This window comes from Streptomyces radiopugnans (assembly GCF_900110735.1).
GTDB classification, from domain to species: domain Bacteria; phylum Actinomycetota; class Actinomycetes; order Streptomycetales; family Streptomycetaceae; genus Streptomyces; species Streptomyces radiopugnans.
Genome location: NZ_FOET01000002.1, coordinates 24697 through 40396 on the forward strand (window position 1 = coordinate 24697; position 15700 = coordinate 40396).

The 15700-nt window shown below is 74.6% G+C and carries 12 protein-coding genes; 4 read left to right on the plus strand and 8 right to left on the minus strand.

Annotated elements, in window-relative coordinates:
• Positions 1–4: 4 nt before the first annotated feature.
• The 3 genes from BMY40_RS04970 to BMY40_RS04980 form a co-directional block, all read right to left on the minus strand.
• On the minus strand, positions 5–1012 hold the full coding sequence (locus tag BMY40_RS04970) for a FecCD family ABC transporter permease (protein ID WP_093655908.1): 1008 nt from the start codon (positions 1010–1012) through the stop codon (positions 5–7).
• Positions 1009–1995 carry a FecCD family ABC transporter permease gene (locus BMY40_RS04975; protein ID WP_093656684.1) on the minus strand — a complete coding sequence of 329 codons (987 nt, stop codon included), beginning with the start codon at positions 1993–1995 and terminating at the stop codon, positions 1009–1011. The genes BMY40_RS04970 and BMY40_RS04975 overlap by 4 nt, the downstream gene beginning before the upstream one ends.
• 119 nt (positions 1996–2114) lie before the next feature.
• On the minus strand, positions 2115–3092 hold the full coding sequence (locus BMY40_RS04980) for an ABC transporter substrate-binding protein (protein WP_177213881.1): 978 nt from the start codon (positions 3090–3092) through the stop codon (positions 2115–2117).
• A gap of 88 nt (positions 3093–3180) precedes the next feature.
• Here BMY40_RS04980 and BMY40_RS04985 point away from each other — a divergent pair, with 88 nt between their 5' ends.
• On the plus strand, positions 3181–4389 hold the full coding sequence (locus BMY40_RS04985; protein ID WP_093655910.1) for a YncE family protein: 1209 nt from the start codon (positions 3181–3183) through the stop codon (positions 4387–4389).
• A 141-nt stretch (positions 4390–4530) separates the two neighbouring features.
• Positions 4531–4983, plus strand: a complete 453-nt coding sequence (locus BMY40_RS04990; RefSeq protein ID WP_093655912.1) for a YbhB/YbcL family Raf kinase inhibitor-like protein — start codon at positions 4531–4533, stop codon at positions 4981–4983.
• 168 nt (positions 4984–5151) lie between these two features.
• Here BMY40_RS04990 and BMY40_RS04995 read toward each other — a convergent pair whose 3' ends face one another.
• A complete protein-coding gene (locus tag BMY40_RS04995) occupies positions 5152–5607 on the minus strand; it encodes a PPC domain-containing DNA-binding protein (protein WP_093656688.1) in 456 nt (151 codons plus the stop codon).
• 244 nt (positions 5608–5851) lie between these two features.
• Between BMY40_RS04995 and BMY40_RS05000 the strand changes: the two genes are divergently transcribed.
• Entirely contained in the window at positions 5852–8911 is a 3060-nt protein-coding gene (locus BMY40_RS05000) for an FAD-binding and (Fe-S)-binding domain-containing protein (RefSeq protein WP_093655914.1), read from the plus strand.
• A 127-nt stretch (positions 8912–9038) separates the two neighbouring features.
• On the opposite strand, the gene BMY40_RS05005 is transcribed toward BMY40_RS05000, so the two are convergent.
• The 4 genes from BMY40_RS05005 to BMY40_RS05020 form a co-directional block, all read right to left on the minus strand.
• Positions 9039–10175 carry an enolase C-terminal domain-like protein gene (locus BMY40_RS05005; protein ID WP_245769868.1) on the minus strand — a complete coding sequence of 379 codons (1137 nt, stop codon included), beginning with the start codon at positions 10173–10175 and terminating at the stop codon, positions 9039–9041.
• Complete coding sequence (locus BMY40_RS05010) at positions 10172–11977, minus strand: thiamine pyrophosphate-requiring protein (RefSeq protein ID WP_093655916.1); 1806 nt, start codon at positions 11975–11977, stop codon at positions 10172–10174. Before BMY40_RS05010 ends, BMY40_RS05005 begins: the two co-directional genes overlap by 4 nt.
• A 277-nt stretch (positions 11978–12254) precedes the next feature.
• Positions 12255–12911 (minus strand): alpha/beta fold hydrolase, encoded by a 657-nt coding sequence (locus BMY40_RS05015; RefSeq protein ID WP_177213882.1) that lies wholly within the window; start codon positions 12909–12911, stop codon positions 12255–12257.
• Positions 12912–13212: 301 nt separating this feature from the next.
• Positions 13213–13488 carry a hypothetical protein gene (locus tag BMY40_RS05020; protein ID WP_093655920.1) on the minus strand — a complete coding sequence of 92 codons (276 nt, stop codon included), beginning with the start codon at positions 13486–13488 and terminating at the stop codon, positions 13213–13215.
• 500 nt (positions 13489–13988) lie between these two features.
• Between BMY40_RS05020 and BMY40_RS05025 the strand changes: the two genes are divergently transcribed.
• On the plus strand, positions 13989–15671 hold the full coding sequence (locus BMY40_RS05025; RefSeq protein ID WP_093655922.1) for a glucuronyl esterase domain-containing protein: 1683 nt from the start codon (positions 13989–13991) through the stop codon (positions 15669–15671).
• Positions 15672–15700 lie beyond the last annotated feature (29 nt).

Sequence of the window (15700 nt, forward strand, 5' to 3'; positions counted from 1 at the left end):
GACTTCAGAACGTACGGCCCGGCGTGCGGCGCACGACGACCAGCAGCAGCGCGGCGCCGAGGCAGGCGGTGAGCGCCCCGACCGGCAGCGTGAGCCGTCCGGCCTCCAGCGCCGCCGCCAGCAGCCGCGAGGACAGTTGCGCCGCCGCGTCCGCCCCGCACACCACGACCGCGCCCACCGCGGCGGCGCCGGGCAGGCTCACCCTCAGGTCGGCTCCGAAGAGGGCCACGGCCAGATGCGGGACCAGCAGCCCCACGAAGCCCAGCGCCCCCACGGCGGCCACCGCGCCCGCGGTCAGCGCCACCGCGCACAGCAGGGCCAGGGTCCGGGCCCGCCGGGCGGAGAGGCCGGCGGCCAGGGCGATGTCGTCCCCGCAGCGCAGCAGGGTCAGCGGTCCGGTCAGCAGCCAGGCCGCGGTCCCCCAGGCCAGCGCCCACGGCCACAGCAGGTGCCAGTGCTGCCACACCCGGCCCTCCGTCGTCCCCACCAGCCACTGCACGACACTGCCGAGCTCGCCCGGCTCCACCAGGAGCACCATGGCCGTGAGCCCGCCGAGCACCGCGGAGACCAGCACCCCGTGCACGGCGGTCTGCGCGGGGTCGCCGCGGCCGCGGTCGGCCAGCAGCCACAGCAGCGCCGCTCCGGCGCATCCGCCCGCGCACGCGGCGAGGACGACGGCCAGCGGGGAGTCCCACCCCGCCAGCCCCAGGGCCGTCGCGGTGACGGCCCCGAGCACCGCTCCCGGTGTCACGCCCGTCACCTCGGGCCCGGCCAGGGGGTTGCGCAGCGCGGACTGCAGGACCAGCCCCGCCACCGCGAGGCTCGCGCCCGCACAGAGGGCCACCAGCAGCCTGGGCAGGCGCAGTTGCAGGAGGATGTGGCGCTCGGTCGCGTCACCGCCGCCGCCCAGGACCTCCCAGACCGCGCCCGGGGACATGCCGCGCCCGGCCACCAGCTCCACCGCGGCGCACACCGCGGCCAGTGCGGCGAGCACCGCGAAACGCCGGATCACCGCGCTCCCTCCGCCCCGGCCGCCCCGCGCCGGGAACGGCCGCGGTCGCGGCCGCCCGACCGCGTCAGGGCGACTCCGACCGGCACGCCCAGCAGGGCCGTCCAGGCACCGACCGGCGTCTCCACGGGCGCCAGCGCCAGCCGGGCCGGCACATCGGCGACGGTGACGACGACGGCGCCCCACGCGGCGGACCAGGGCAGCCAGCGCACCGCCCCGGCCGCGGGTGCGAACCACCGGGCCAGGTGCGGTGCGAGGAAGCCCACCCAGGCCACGGGCCCGCACACGGCCGTCACGGGGGCGATCAGCACCACGGCGACGGCCAGCGCGGTCAGCCGGGCCCGCTGGGCGCGCACGCCCAGCGCCTCGGCGTCCTCGTCGCCCAGCCGCATCACCGAGAGCACCGGTGCGCACAGCACGAGGGCGGGGGCGACCACGAGCAGCCACGGCCACAGGCCCGCCACGTCGTCCCAGGTCCGGGCCGACAGGGAGCCGAGCAGATAGCGGTAGATGAGCTGGAGGTCGAGCTGGTCGGCCATGACCATCAGGACGAGCAGCGCGGCCTGCAGCGCGGCGGCGACCGCCGCGCCGGTCAGCAGCACGGCGGACGGACTGCGGCCCAGCCCGGCGGCGAACAGTGTGAGCCCGCCGCCGAGCGCGGCGCCGCCGATGGCCAGCAGCGGCTGGACGGCGGCGGGCAGGGACAGCGCCAGCACCAGGGGCGCGGCCACCCCCAGCGCGGCCCCGGAGGACACGCCCAGCATCTCCGGCACCGCCAGGGGGTTGCGCAGCGCCTCCTGGAGCACGAGTCCCGCCGCCCCCAGGCAGGCGCCGGCGACGAGCGCCAGCACCAGGCGGGGTACGCGCAGTTCGGTGACGACGACCCCGGCGAGCGTGGTGTCCCCCTCCAGCAGCGCGCCGGCGAGCAGGCGCGGCGGGACGTGGGGGGTGCCGAGGCTCAGCGCGCAGACCGACGAGACGGCCAGCAGCACGACCACCAGGGGCGCCTGCCGTCCCCGTGCGCGACGCGGGGACCGTCCGGCCCCCGCCGTCGTGCCGTCCGCCGCCGTGTCCTCCGCCTCGGTGGGCGCGGAGACGGACGCCCTCACCGCAGCGCGGCCGTGGCCTCGTCGAGGACGATGCCCAGCGAACGGGTGCCGCGGCCCTTGGCCCAGACCTCCGGGTCCACCTCGTGGACGTCGCCGCCGCGCACCGCCGGGATCTTGCTCCACAGAGGGTTGTCCGCCAGCTTCTCCGAGAGCTTGCCGTCCGCGTCGCCGAAGCTCATCGTCTCGACGAAGAGCACGTCGACGTCCTGGGCGAGGATCTCCTCGAGGCTGTAACTGCCCTCCACACCGCGGGACTTCCAGGGGTAGTCGGCGATCTTGGGGAACAGGCTGGCGGCCACGTCGGTCTCCGGGGTGGCGACGCCGAAGTTCTCGTCGCTGCCGTATATGACGAGCGCGGTCTTCCCGCTCGGGGTCTTCTCGGCCTCGGCGAGCTTGGTCCGGAATGCCTTCTCGGCCTTCTCCCCCTCGTCGGTGCGGCCGGTGAGCGCGGCGGCGTCGCGCAGGTAGCCGACGCTGTCCTCCCAGGTCTCGGGCTGCATGGCCCAGAACGTGGTGGCGCCCTTCAGCGCCGGGGCGAGCTTGCCGTGGGTGTCCCCCAGCCCGATCACGAGGTCGGGCTTGTGGGAGAGGATCGCCTCCACCTCCGGGGCGATGAACCCGCCGGGGATGACGTCGACCTCCTTCGCCTTCTCCTTCCCCAGGAAGCCGGGGTGGGCGAGCAGCGCGCTGTTGGTGGCCGTCGGGACGATGCCCAGCTCGGTCAGGATGTCGTCGCAGAGGGCGAACAGGCAGACGATCCGCTCCGGTCCACCGTCCAGGGAGATCCTGGTGCCGTTCACGTCGGTCAACTCCGTGGCGGCCTTGATGGGTTCTACGGTGACCTCGGTCTTCGCCGTGGGCTCGGCCTTGCCGTCCGCGGTCCCGCCGGACGGCGATCCGCAGCCGACCAGGACGGAACCCAGCACCGCTGCGGTGATCCAGCCGCGGGTGGGTCTCGACGGTGAACGCAGCATTGACGCCCTCGTTTCTTCTCGGGGGGAGCCGGAACACGCCGAAGATACATGATAATCGTTTTCACCACACCGGCTCACTGGAGGACCCATGCCCGCCGCCGACCCCATGCTGCTCGTCTCCGACCACGTGGACGGCTCCCTGTACGCGCTGACCGTTCCGGACGGCACCGTCACGGGCCGCCTCACCGGCCGTCACCTCTCGGAGCACGCCGGGTTCCTGGCGCTGCCGGGAGGACGGGTGGCCTGCGTCGACGACCGCCGGGGGGAGCTGCTGGTGCTCGATCCCTTCGGCGGCGAGCTCGTGGAACTCGCGGTCCCGGTCGCCGTGCCTGCCGAGCACCTCGCCTGCGACCCGTCCGGCCGCCGACTGGCCGTCACCACCGGCCTGGGGAAGAGCACCGAGCCGTGGTCGGACCTGCTGACGGTCGTGGACCTGGCCACCGAAGAGGTCTCCCGGGTGCGCACGCGCACCGGCGAACCGGGGGTGACGGTGCCGGGCGGCGGCGACCCGCTGGTCGTGCTGCGGCACCGGGAACCGGGCGCGCTGGCCGTACACCGGTTCGCGGACCTTCTCGCGGCGCCGCCCGGCTGCCCCCCGGCCGCCCCCCGGGCACTTCTGCCACTGCCGGACGACGGGCACGGGGACGCGTACGCGCCCGGCTCGGGGCATGTGTTCGCGGCCACGGGCGAGGGGGTGCACCGGGCCCGGAGGGAGGGCGACGGGCTCACGGCCGAGGCGGTGATCCCCTGGGGATCGCCCGCCCGTGGCTGGTACCTGCGCCTCGACACCCGCCGGCGGGCGCTGTGGAGCACGCTGCGCGGCGGCGCACCGGATCCGCTGAGGTGGCCGGAGTGGACCAACCAGGCGTGGCGCCACGACCTGGAGACGGGCCGCACCCACCTCACGGAACTCGGTCCCGGCCTGGTCTTCCGCCTGGCCCTCGCCCGGCGCCACGCGGCCTTCACCCGCATCCACCCCGACGGCGACGAACTGGTCCTCCTGGACGCGGACGCCCCGGACGGCGGCATCCACCGCCTCCCCCTCCCCGCCATGGACGGCGCCCCGCGCCGCGGCGGCACCCCCTGGGAGGGCGTCCAGCGCAGGGCGGTGGCCGCCTCGCCGGGCTCCGGCTGGATCGCCGTCACCCGCGGCGGCCACGGCGAAGTGCACGTCGTCGACGCGGAGACGGGCTGCGAGGCGGCCCGTCTCCGGTTGGACACGCCGCTGCACCACGGCGGCCATGTGATGCTGCGCGCCCGGGGCGACGGCGCCGAGGGCGACCCCGTGGGCCGCTGACGGCACGCGCGGACCGGTGCCGTCCATGCGGCCGGTGAGCGGTCACGGACCCGGGCGGGCGGCCCCGCGGAGGCACTCTCCCGGGTGACGCGGGCGCCGCACCGCGCACGTCGGCTCCGCGGCGGGGGTACCCCTGGCGGCATGGCTGGTATCGATCTGCGAAGCTCCGCCTTCAGCGGTGAGGCCTTCATCCCGCACCGCTACGCGAAGGAAGGCGACAACGTCTCTCCCCCACTGAGCTGGTCCGGGGTGCCGGACGACGCGGCGGAGCTCCTCCTGCTGTGCGAGGACCCCGACGCGCCGACGGGGACCTTCCTGCACTGGCTGGTCACCGGCATCGACCCGGCCTGCGAGGGCGTGGGGGCCGGAGGGACGCCCAGGGGCGGCACACCCCGTACCAACGGTTACGGGGAACAGGGGTGGGGCGGCCCGCACCCCCCGGCCGGGGATCCGGCCCACCGGTACTTCTTCCGGCTCTACGCGCTCTCCGAACCGGTCTCCCTCGAAGACGGCGCGAGCGCCGACGAGGTGCACGCCGCGGTGGAGGGCCGGCAGCTCGCCGGCGGCACGATCTACGGGCTCTACCACCGCTGAGGCCGGGGGGTGGGACACGCTGCGCGACCACCGCGCGGCCGGACGCCGTCCGCGCGACGCAGGCGTGGGTGGTCACCACCCGACGCGGCGGGAACGCACGAGCCCCTTGGAGCCCCGGCCGTCCCGGCCGGCCGAACGGGCGCGGCGGCGGGCCCCTGCCACCGCCGTTCACGGCCGCTCGGCCGTCTTGTCGGGATCGATCAGCGCCAGGCCGACCTCCGGACGCCAGGTCTTGGCCAGCGCGGTGGGGGAGTTCCGCACCACCAGCTCCAGCGTCGGCCACGTCCGGCCCTCCAGCAGGTGCCCACCGCGCACCTGCCCGTCGGCCGTGCCGAGCACGGCGTGCAGATGCGGTGCGGGTTCCCCGTCCTCGCCGACCGCGATGTCCCCGACCAGGCTCAGCACCTCGCACTGCTCCCGGACCGGAATGCGGCGGTAGTCCCCGGCCTCACGGTCGAACCAGCCCACCACCGCCTGCTCGAAGGCGCCGATCGCGGTGATCTGAGCGGCTCCGAGCCGGAGTTCGCGCGCGAGGCGTCCCACCGCCTCAACGGCCTCCTCCCCCGCGTCGAGCACGACGACGTGGACGGACTCCGGCGACTCCTGCAATCGCTTCACTCGCATGCGGACCGGGTAACCCGGCAGCCGCGTCACGAACCCGGCTCGACCGGCCGGGCAGGGCCCGCACCCCGGGGCCGGTGCGCGGGCGCCGGGGGTTTCGTTCCCGTCCCTCCGGTTACCGGAACCGGGATCCGGCTGCCGGCCGGTGGAGCGGCGTGCGCCTTCCGCACTCGCGGCAGTGGACGCCCGCGCACCGTGCGGAACCCACCGATCGGCGCCACAGCAAGCCGCTTCGGAAAGGCATCGCATGGCTCCGACCGACCTCCCCCTCCCTGTCGTCCGTCGGCCCCATCCCGATCCCGACGTCGATGTCCCGGCCCTGGAACGCGCGCTGCGCGAACGGGTCGACGGCGAGGTGCGCTTCGACAGGGGCACCCGGGCGACTTACTCCACCGACGCCTCCAACTACCGGCAGACGCCGATCGGGGTGGTCCTGCCGCGCACCCCCGAGGCGGCCGAGGAGGCGGTGGCGGTGTGCCGGGAGTTCGGGGCGCCGCTGCTGTCGCGCGGTGGCGGCACCAGCCTGGCCGGGGAGTGCTGCAACACCGCCGTCGTCCTGGACTGGAGCAAGTACTGCGACCGCCTGGTCTCCGTCGACCCGGAGCGGCGCACGTGCGTGGTGGAGCCGGGCATCGTGCTGGACGAGCTGAACCGGAGGCTGGCCCCCCACGGCCTCCGGTACGGCCCCCGCCCCGCGACCCATCCCAACTGCACGATCGGCGGGATGATCGGCAACAACGCCTGCGGGTCCACGGCACAGGCGTACGGCAAGGTGACCGACAACCTCCGCCGCCTGGAGGTGCTCACCTACGACGGCCTGCGGATGTGGGTGGGGCCCACCGGCGAGGAGGAACTGGAGCGGCTGACGTCCGGCGAGGGCCGCGCGGCGGAGATCCACCGGCACCTGGTGGCCCTGCGGGACCGGTACGCCGGCCTGGTCCGGGAGCGCTACCCCGACATCCCCCGGCGGGTGTCGGGGTACAACCTCGACTCCCTGCTGCCGGAGCACGGTTTCGACGTCGCCGGACTGCTCACCGGATCGGAATCCACCCTGGTGACCGTGGTACGGGCCGAACTGGAACTGGTGCCCGTCCCCGCGCACCAGTCGCTCGTCGTGCTCGGCTACCCCGACATCGCCACGGCCGCCGACCACGTCCCCGCCGTCGTCGCCCACGACCCGCTCGCCCTGGAGGGTGTGGACAGCCGGCTGGTGCACTTCCAGCGCCGCAAGAACCTCAACCCCGAGGCGCTGGGGAAACTCCCCGACGGCAGGGCCTACCTGATGGTCCAGTTCGCCGGCGACACGCGCCAGGAGGCGGCGGGCAGGGCCCGCGCGCTCATCGACGCCGGGACGGGGGCGGTGGACCACACCTGGTACGACGACCCGCGGCGCATCGGGGAGCTGTGGATGGTCCGCGAGTCCGGACTGGGGGCCACCGCACACGTCCCCGGCGAACCCGACACCTGGGAGGGCTGGGAGGACTCGGCCGTCCCCGTGCACCGGCTGGGCGACTACCTGCGCGACCTCAAGGCGCTGTTCGAGGAGTTCGGCTACGGGCACCCGTCCGTCTACGGCCACTTCGGGCACGGCTGCGTGCACACCCGCATCCCCTTCGGCCTCCGGTCGGCCGAGGGCGTGGCCCGCATGCGCGCCTTCGTCGAACGCGCCGCCGACCTGGTGGTCTCCTACGGCGGCTCGTTCTCGGGCGAGCACGGGGACGGCCAGGCGCGCGGCGAGCTGCTGGAGAAGATGTTCGGACCGGAACTGGTCGAGGCGTTCGGGCGTCTGAAGACCGTCTTCGACCCCGGCAACCGGATGAACCCCGGCAAGGTCGTCGCCCCCTACCGGCTGGACGAGAATCTGCGCCTGGGCCCGGACTACCGGCCCTGGGAACCGGAGACCGCCTTCGCCTACCCCCACGACGACGGGAGGTTCAGCGCCGCCGCCGCCCGCTGCGTCGGCGTGGGCAGGTGCCGGTCGCTGGAGGGCGGCGTGATGTGCCCCAGCTACCGCGTCACACGGGAGGAGGAGCACTCCACGCGCGGCCGGGCCAGGCTGCTGTTCGAGATGGTCCGCAACGGCTCCCCGGTGGACGACGGCTGGCGCTCGGAGGAGGTCCGCGACGCGCTCGACCTCTGCCTGGCCTGCAAGGGCTGCAAGACCGACTGCCCGGTCAACGTGGACATGGCCACCTACAAGGCGGAGTTCCTGCACCACCACTACGCCGGACGGCTGCGCCCGGCGTCGCACTACTCCATGGGCTGGCTGCCGGCCGTCGCCCGGCTGGCCGCGCCGGTGGCCCGGACCGTCAACGCCCTCCTCGGTGTCCCGGCCGTGGCCCGGGTCGCCAAGGCCGCCGGCGGCATCGCACCCGAGCGGCGGCTGCCCCTCTTCGCCGAGCAGGGCCTCACCGACTGGTGGCGCGAGCGCGGCGGGCCGCGCGGGGACGGCCGGCGCGGTGAGGTGGTGGTGTGGCCGGACACCTTCACCGAGCACTTCCACCCCTCGATCGGGCGGGCCGCGGTGGAGGTCCTGGAAGCGGCCGGATTCCGGGTGAAGGTGCCCGAGACCTCCGTGTGCTGCGGGCTGACCTGGATCTCCACCGGGCAGCTCGGCGTCGCCCGGCGGGTCCTGGGACATATTTTGGAGGTGCTCCGCGAGGACCTGCGGCGCGGCACCCCGGTCGTCGGCCTGGAGCCCAGCTGCACCGCCGTCTTCCGCTCCGACGCCGTCGAGCTGATGCCCGGCGAGCCGGACGCGGAGCGGCTGCGGGAGCAGACCCGCACCTTCGCCGAACTGCTGGACGAGCGCGCCGCCGACTGGCGTCCGCCGGCCGTGGACGCCCGGGCGGTGGTGCAGCGCCACTGCCACCAGTACGCGGTCATGGGCTTCGACGCCGACCGCAGGGTGCTGGAGCGGGCCGGGGTCGAGGCCGAGGTCCTCGACACGGGCTGCTGCGGGCTGGCGGGCGACTTCGGCTTCGAGCGCGGCCACTACGAGGTGTCCATGGCCTGCGCCGAGCAGGGGCTGCTGCCCGCCGTCCGCGAGGCCGGCCCCGGCACCCTGGTCCTGGCCGACGGCTTCAGCTGCCGCACCCAGGTCGAGCAGGGCGGCACCGGACGTACGCCGCTGCACCTGGCCGAGGTGCTGGCCGCAGCGCTCCGCGGCGAGGAGGCGGTCGGGGAGCGCCCGGCCGCGCCGGGCCCCCGGGCGCTGCTGGCCCCCGCCGCGGTGGCCTCCGCCGCGGCGGGCGGAGGGCTGGCGCTCCTGGCGCGCAGGCGTGCCCGCCGACGGCTCGGGGCGTGACCCGGACGTGGCATGACGGCGTGACCCGGACGTGGCATGACGGCTTGGCATGACGGTGGCATGACGGCTCCGATCCCGTGGCGCGGCGGCCACCGGGCGGAGCCGTCCGGCGTACGTCCGCGGCGCCTCAGGCGGTGCGGTGGGCCTCTGCCGCCTCGCGGTCCAGCTCCAGACCGTGCCCCGGGGTGCCGGAGGCGCCCGGCCGGACCGCACCGCCCCGGGGGTCGAGGGTGCCGCGGAAGAGCATCTCCTCGATGCGGACGTGGTCGAGGAACCATTCCAGGTGCCGCAGGTTGGGCACCGCGGCGGCGGCGTGCGCGTGCAGGTGGGGGGCGCAGTGCCCGGAGATCTCCAGGCCGAGGGACTCGGCGACGGCCGCGGCGCGCAGCCACACGGTGACGCCCCCGCAGCGGGTGACGTCCGCCTGGAGGCAGTCCACGGCTCCCGCGGCGGCCATGCGGGCGAGGTACGGCAGGTCGTAGCCGTACTCGCCCGCCGCGACGTCGGCCAGGACGCCGTCGCGGACCTCCCGCAGCCCTTCGAGGTCGTCGGAGGAGACCGGCTCCTCCAGCCAGGTCACTCCGGCGTCGGCGAATGCGGCGGCGATGCGGATCGCCTGTTTGCGGGTGTAGCCGCCGTTGGCATCGACGTACAGCTCCGCGCCGTCACCGACCGTCTCGCGGGCCAGGGCGATGCGCTCCAGGTCGCGGCCCTCCCGGCGGCCCCGGGACTCGGCGATCTTGATCTTCACCCGGGGGACGGCCTGCTCCTCGGTCCAGCCTCGCAGCTGCCGCCGGAGCTGTGCGTCGTCGTAGGTGGTGAACCCGCCGCTGCCGTACACCGGGACCTCGGCGCGCACCGCGCCGAGCAGGCGGACCAGCGGCAGACCCAGCAGACGGGCCTTGAGGTCCCACAGGGCGGTGTCCACCGCGGAGATCGCGCACGCGGCGATCCCCGGCCGGCCGGTGTTGCGCACCGCCCGGGCCATCGCCTCGTTGGCGCCGGGGACGTCGAGGGCGTCGTGCCCGTCCACGATCCCGGCCAGTTGCCCGGAGACCACCTGGGCGGTGGCCGGGGACCCGTAGGTCCAGCCCAGTCCGGTGACCCCGGCGGCGGCCGCCTCGACCAGCACCAGGGTGGTGGAGTCCCAGGTGAGGGTCCCGTCACCGCCGGGCAGGTCGGTGGGCACCGTGAAGGCCGAGACCTCCAGGCGCTCCACGGCCGGCCCGCCCGCCGCGCGGGAGGCGGTGGGCGTCCCGCTCACCGGCCCTGCTCCTCCTGGGGGTTCTTGCCGCCGGGGAGGAAGTCCTGCATCTTGGCCTTGACGCCCTGGCGGACCATCGGGCCGCGGTCGCTGTCGCCGCGCAGGATCGCGGAGGCGGTGGCCTCCGCCTGGTCCCAGGTGGCGTGCGGGGGGATCGGCGGCACGGCCGGGTCGGTGCGGAAGTCGATGACGAACGGGCGGTCGGCCGCCAGCGCCCGCTGCCAGGCGTCCTGGACGTCCCCGGGCTTCTCCACGCGCACCCCGTCCAGGCCGAAGCCGGCGGCGATCTCGGCGTAGTGCAGGTCCGGGATGTGCTGGGACTCCTCGAACTGCGGGGAGCCGCTCATCGCCCGCATCTCCCAGGTGACCTGGTTCAGGTCCCCGTTGTTCAGCACGCCCACGACCAGCCGCGGGTCGGACCACCTCGAGTGGTACTTGGCCGCGGTGACCAGCTCCATCAGGCCGTTCATCTGCATGCTCCCGTCGCCGACCAGCGCGATCACCGGGCGGTCCGGGTGGGCGAACTTCGCGCCGATGGCGTAGGGCACGGCCGGCCCCATGGTCGCCAGCGTGCCCGACAGCGAGCCGCGCACCTCGCCCCGGAAGCGCAGGTGGCGGGCGTACCAGTTGGCGGCCGAGCCGGAGTCGGCGGTGACGATGGCGTTCTCGGGCAGCAGGCCGTCCAGCGCGTGCACCACGTACTCGGGGTTGACCGGGTCGGCGTCCACGGCGGCGCGCCGCTGCATCACCTCCCACCAGCGGGAGACGTTCTCCTCGACGGTGTGCCGCCAGGCGCGGTCCTCCTTGCGGTGCAGCAGCGGCAGCAGCCGCTCCAGGGTGGCGCGCGCGTCGCCGACGAGGTTCACCTCGAAGGGGTAGCGCAGGCCGACCATGTGCGGGTCGATGTCGATCTGCACCGCGCGCGCCTGGTCGAGCCCGGGCATGAACTGCGTGTACGGGAAGCTGGAGCCGATCATCAGCAGGGTGTCGCAGTCGCGCATCAGCTCGTAGCTCGGCCGGGTGCCCAGCAGCCCGATGGCGCCGGTGACGTACGGCAGCGTGTCGGGCAGGGCGTCCTTGCCCAGCAGGGCCTTGGCCACCCCGGCGCCGAGCACGTCGGCGATCTGCTCGACCTCGCTCCGCGCGCCCCGGGCGCCCTGCCCGATCAGGACCGCGACCTTCTCCCCGGCGTTGAGCACCTGCGCCGCACGCGCGAGGTCCTCGTCCGCCGGGACCGGCGCGGACCTGCCCAGCCCCAGGCTGGAGGGCACCATCTTGAACTCGTGGCCGGGCGGGGTGTAGTCCAGTTCCTGCACGTCGGCCGGGATGATGATCGCGGTCACCGTACGCCGCCCGTAGGCGGTGCGGATCGCCCGGTCGATCAGGTTGGGCAGCTGCTCGGGCACCGTCGCCGTCTCGCAGAAGTCCGAGGCCACGTCCTTGTACAGGCTGCTCAGGTCGACCTCCTGCTGGTAGGAGCCGCCCATCGCGCTGCGGTTGGTCTGCCCGACGATCGCCACCACCGGAACGTGGTCGAGCTTGGCGTCGTACAGACCGTTGAGGAGGTGGATCGCCCCCGGACCGGAGGTCGCCGCGCACACCCCCACCCTGCCGGAGAACTTCGCGTACCCCACCGCCTGGAAGGCCGACATCTCCTCGTGCCGGGACTGGACGAACTTCGGCTTGTCCCCGGCGCGCTCCCAGGCGGCGAGCAGTCCGTTGATGCCGTCCCCCGCGTAGCTGAAGACGTGGTCCACCCCCCACTCGCGCAACCGCTGCAGAACGTAGTCGGCCACCTTCATGCTCGCCACTCGTCTCTCCGTTCCCTGTGTCGCGGAAGTACCCGGCCGCCGCATCACGGTGAACGCCGGTCCTCTGCGGACGGTGACGGCCCTCACGTCCGTCCGTGGGCGGCGGGCCACCGCTTGGGTAACCGTGCCGCCCGGTGCAAAACATCGGCCCGCTCCGTATCGGCCGGAACCGGCGGTACGGCCGGAGGTCCGGTGTGTGGCCGGCCGCCGGTCAACCGGGAAACCCGCTCGGCGAGTTGGTGCCATTGCGCGGCAGGGCCCGGACCGGTCACCGGTATCGGGCGGCCTCGGCGATGAGGGCGGCGGTGAGCCCGCCGTGCAGGTAGGGGAAGTTGTGCGCCCCCGGGACCGTCATCGACCGTCCGCGCGGGGCGGTGGCCGCCAGCCGGAGGGCCCACTCCCCGGGAGCGAGCGCGTCATGCCGGCCCCGCAGGACCAGCGTGGGGCAGGTCACCCGGGAGATGGTCCGCTCGGGCGAGTCGTGCAGTGCCGAGCGCACGTACCGCAGCAGGTCGCGCATCCCGGCGCGGACGTAGTAGGGCACGGTGACGCCGAGTTCGCCGGCCGATTCGTGCACCAGGGTGCGGGGAAGGGCCCTGAGCAGGCCGGAGGCGCGGCGCAGTGCGGGCGGGAAGGTCGGCCCCATCAGCACCAGCGTCCGCACCCTGTCGGGGTGGTCCGCCGCCACGCGCAGTGCGACCTGGGCGCCGGTGGAATGCCCCACCAGCACGACCGGGCCCCGGGGCACCGCGGCCAGCCAGGCGGAGACCGCGTCCGCCAGCGCGGGGATCCGTGCGGGACAGGCACGGGGCGGCCGGTGGCCGAAGCCGGGGACGTCCAGGAGGAAGGAGTCCGCCCAGGCGCCGCATCCCTCCAGGGTGTCCGTGAGGTAGCCCAGCGCCCCCAGTCCGGGGAGTACGACCACCTCGTGTCCCCCCGCCCGGTTCCCGCCGGTGTGCAGGCTCCGTATCCTGTGCCCGGCCACGTCGTCCCAGCGGACCGTGTGCGGTCGTCGTCCCGTCACGCGCATGGCCGACTCGTTCCCCCTCCCGCCGCCCGCCCACACCGGGTGGCGGAACCGTCCGGCGTTGCTTCCGGGAGACGCGGGCGGCCCTGCCCGTCACGCCCGCCCGGTCTCCGTCCGGCGCGGGACGGGGCTCACCGGTGCGCACACGGTGCCGCCGGTTGCAGCCTGTCGCCGCCGGTTGCCGCGGTGGGAACGCCTGTCAGTCCGGGCCCGGGGGATCCTCCCGAGGGGTTCCGCCGGGCTCCCGGCCGGAGGGCTCCTCCGGTTCCCGGAAGTCCGGGGCCAGGGGACCGCGGTCGTCCTGCTCCTCGGTGGTGAGGGCCGTGGTGGTGTCGTCGTCGGCGAAGGCTCGCCGTACCGCCGGGTCCTGCTCCACCGGATCCCGCCCGTCGTCCCGCGGCCGGTCCCCGTTCTCGCGCCCGGATCGGTCCGGCGAGTCCGGAGGGCCGGCGGGCGTCGCGTTCTGGTCGGGCATGGGAGTGCTCCCTTCTGGTCTTCCGCCGCCCGGAGTACCCCCGCCCGCGTCATCGATGTCGGCGGCCGGGCCCGAACCGGGCGGTCGACGGCCGGGCGGGTGTCGTCCGGAGCAGACCCGGGAAACTTTCCGAAAACAAAACAACCGAATACCGGAACATGGCTGAAAATTTCGCCGAGCGGAGCCCCGGGCGGCGGCCGACGCGGCCGTTTTCCACCTTTCCTTCCGACTGCGACGGGCGCCGCACCCCCGACGGGAGTGCGAAAGCGGCCGACCTCGGCCGGTCCGCTCCCGCCTGTTGCCGCGCACTGACCGCCTTCTTACGCTGGGAGCGCTTCCATCCCGGTTCCGGCGCTCCGCGCCCCGCGCGGCGTCCTGCCCGGCCGGACCGGCCCACCCCCCACGACCCGGCGTGCTGCGGCGGGTGCGCGGTTTCCGTGCCGTGGTCCGGCCGGAGTCGCGCCCGGCCGGCGGTACGCCTTCCTCCGGAGGTACCCCACATGCGCTTCCATCGCCATCGACCCCGGGTGTGGGCAGCCGCGGTCTTCGTGGCCGTCGCGAGCCTGGCCACCACCCCCCTCGGCGCACAGGCGGGCGCCGCCGACACCCTGCCGCCCGCGGCGCCGGCCGCTGCGGCCGTGGAGGACGACGGCGCCGACTGCCAGGTGGGCCAGGGCGGCTCCACCAGCATCCCGACGCTCCCCGACCCGTTCACGAGGATGGACGGCACACGGATCACGTCCAAGGCCGACTGGCGCTGCCGGCGGGCGGAGATCAGGGAGTTGGCCGAGCGCACCGTCTACGGCCAGAAACCCGCCAGGCCCGACAACGTGACCGGGACGGTCTCCTCCTCCCGGATCACCGTCAACGTCAGCCACCAGGGCAGGAGTTCCAGTTTCTCCGCGAACGTGGAACTGCCCAGCGGCACCGGCCCCTTCCCCGCCGTCGTCGTCTACGGCGGCTTCGGCGCGGACACCTCCACCATCAAGGCCTCCGGCGCCGCCGTCATCAGCTACGACCCCTTCAGCGTCGGCCGGGAGGGCACCGCGCGCAACAACAAGCAGGGCGCCTTCTACAGCGTCTACGGCTCCTCCAGCAGCACCGGCCTGCTGGCCGCCTGGGCCTGGGGGGTGAGCCGCATCATCGACGTCATCGAGTCCTCCGGCGGCAGCGTCCTGACAGCCGACGCCACCGGCGTGACCGGCTGCTCGCGCTACGGCAAGGGCGCCTTCGTCGCCGGCGCGTTCGACCAGCGCATCGCCCTGACCATGCCGATCGAGTCCGGCAGCGGCGGCGTCGGCGCCTTCCGCTCCATCGCCAGGGAGAGCGGCGCCCAGCCGCTGAGCAGCGCCTACTCCGAACAGCCCTGGCTGGGCGACGCGTTCGGCTCCTACACCGGCAACCCCGCTGCCCTGCCGGTGGACACCCACCAGATCGTGGGCATGGTCGCCCCCCGCGGCCTGCTGATCATGGACAATCCGCACGTCGACTGGCTGGGCGCCCGCTCCGGGGCCGTCGCCGCCCTGGGCGGGGCCGAGGTCTACAAGGCACTCGGCGCGCAGAACAACATCACCTACTGGTCCGACGTCCAGGACGGCAACCACTGCGCCGTCCGCTCCGAGTGGCGCGCTCCGCTGCAGCAGCACATCCAGAAGTTCCTGCTGAACAGCGGCACCGTCTCCGGAACCTTCAGGATCTCCGGCAAGAAGTCCGCCAACCTGGCCGAGTGGCGGAACTGGCAGACCCCCGCGCTCACCGGCGACGGCGCCTCCGGCGGCACCGCCGGGGGAACCACGGGCGGCACGACCGGAGGCACCACCGGGGGAACCACGGGCGGCACCACCGGGGGCACCGGCGGGACCACCGGCGGCACGGACGGCGGCGCCTGCACCGCCGAGTACCGCACGGTCAACAGCTGGTCCGGCGGTTTCCAGGGCGAGGTGTCGGTCCGCAACAGCGGCACCGGCACGCTCGACGGCTGGACCGTCACGATGACCCTGGCCCCCGGCCAGACCCTCGGCAGCGTCTGGAACGGCCGGAGCACCGGGACCGGCGGAAACGTCACCGTGAGCAACACCCCCTGGAACGGCACCCTCGCGGCCGGCGGCGCCGTCACCTTCGGTTTCACCGCCACCGGCAGCTCCACCGCGGCACCCGGCGGCATCGCCTGCACCAGTCCCTGACCGCCGCCGCACCCGCCACCCCGCGATCC

What these genes read in the sequence shown, in the direction of transcription:
- BMY40_RS04995 (WP_093656688.1), bottom strand. Translation starts at nt 5,607, where the DNA reads ATGCGAGTGAAGCGATTGCAGGAGTCGCCGGAGTCCGTCCACGTCGTC.
- BMY40_RS05000 (WP_093655914.1), top strand. Translation starts at nt 5,852, where the DNA reads ATGGCTCCGACCGACCTCCCCCTCCCTGTCGTCCGTCGGCCCCATCCC.
- BMY40_RS04980 (WP_177213881.1), bottom strand. Translation starts at nt 3,092, where the DNA reads ATGCTGCGTTCACCGTCGAGACCCACCCGCGGCTGGATCACCGCAGCG.
- BMY40_RS05020 (WP_093655920.1), bottom strand. Translation starts at nt 13,488, where the DNA reads ATGCCCGACCAGAACGCGACGCCCGCCGGCCCTCCGGACTCGCCGGAC.
- BMY40_RS04990 (WP_093655912.1), top strand. Translation starts at nt 4,531, where the DNA reads ATGGCTGGTATCGATCTGCGAAGCTCCGCCTTCAGCGGTGAGGCCTTC.
- BMY40_RS05025 (WP_093655922.1), top strand. Translation starts at nt 13,989, where the DNA reads ATGCGCTTCCATCGCCATCGACCCCGGGTGTGGGCAGCCGCGGTCTTC.
- BMY40_RS05010 (WP_093655916.1), bottom strand. Translation starts at nt 11,977, where the DNA reads ATGAAGGTGGCCGACTACGTTCTGCAGCGGTTGCGCGAGTGGGGGGTG.
- BMY40_RS04985 (WP_093655910.1), top strand. Translation starts at nt 3,181, where the DNA reads ATGCCCGCCGCCGACCCCATGCTGCTCGTCTCCGACCACGTGGACGGC.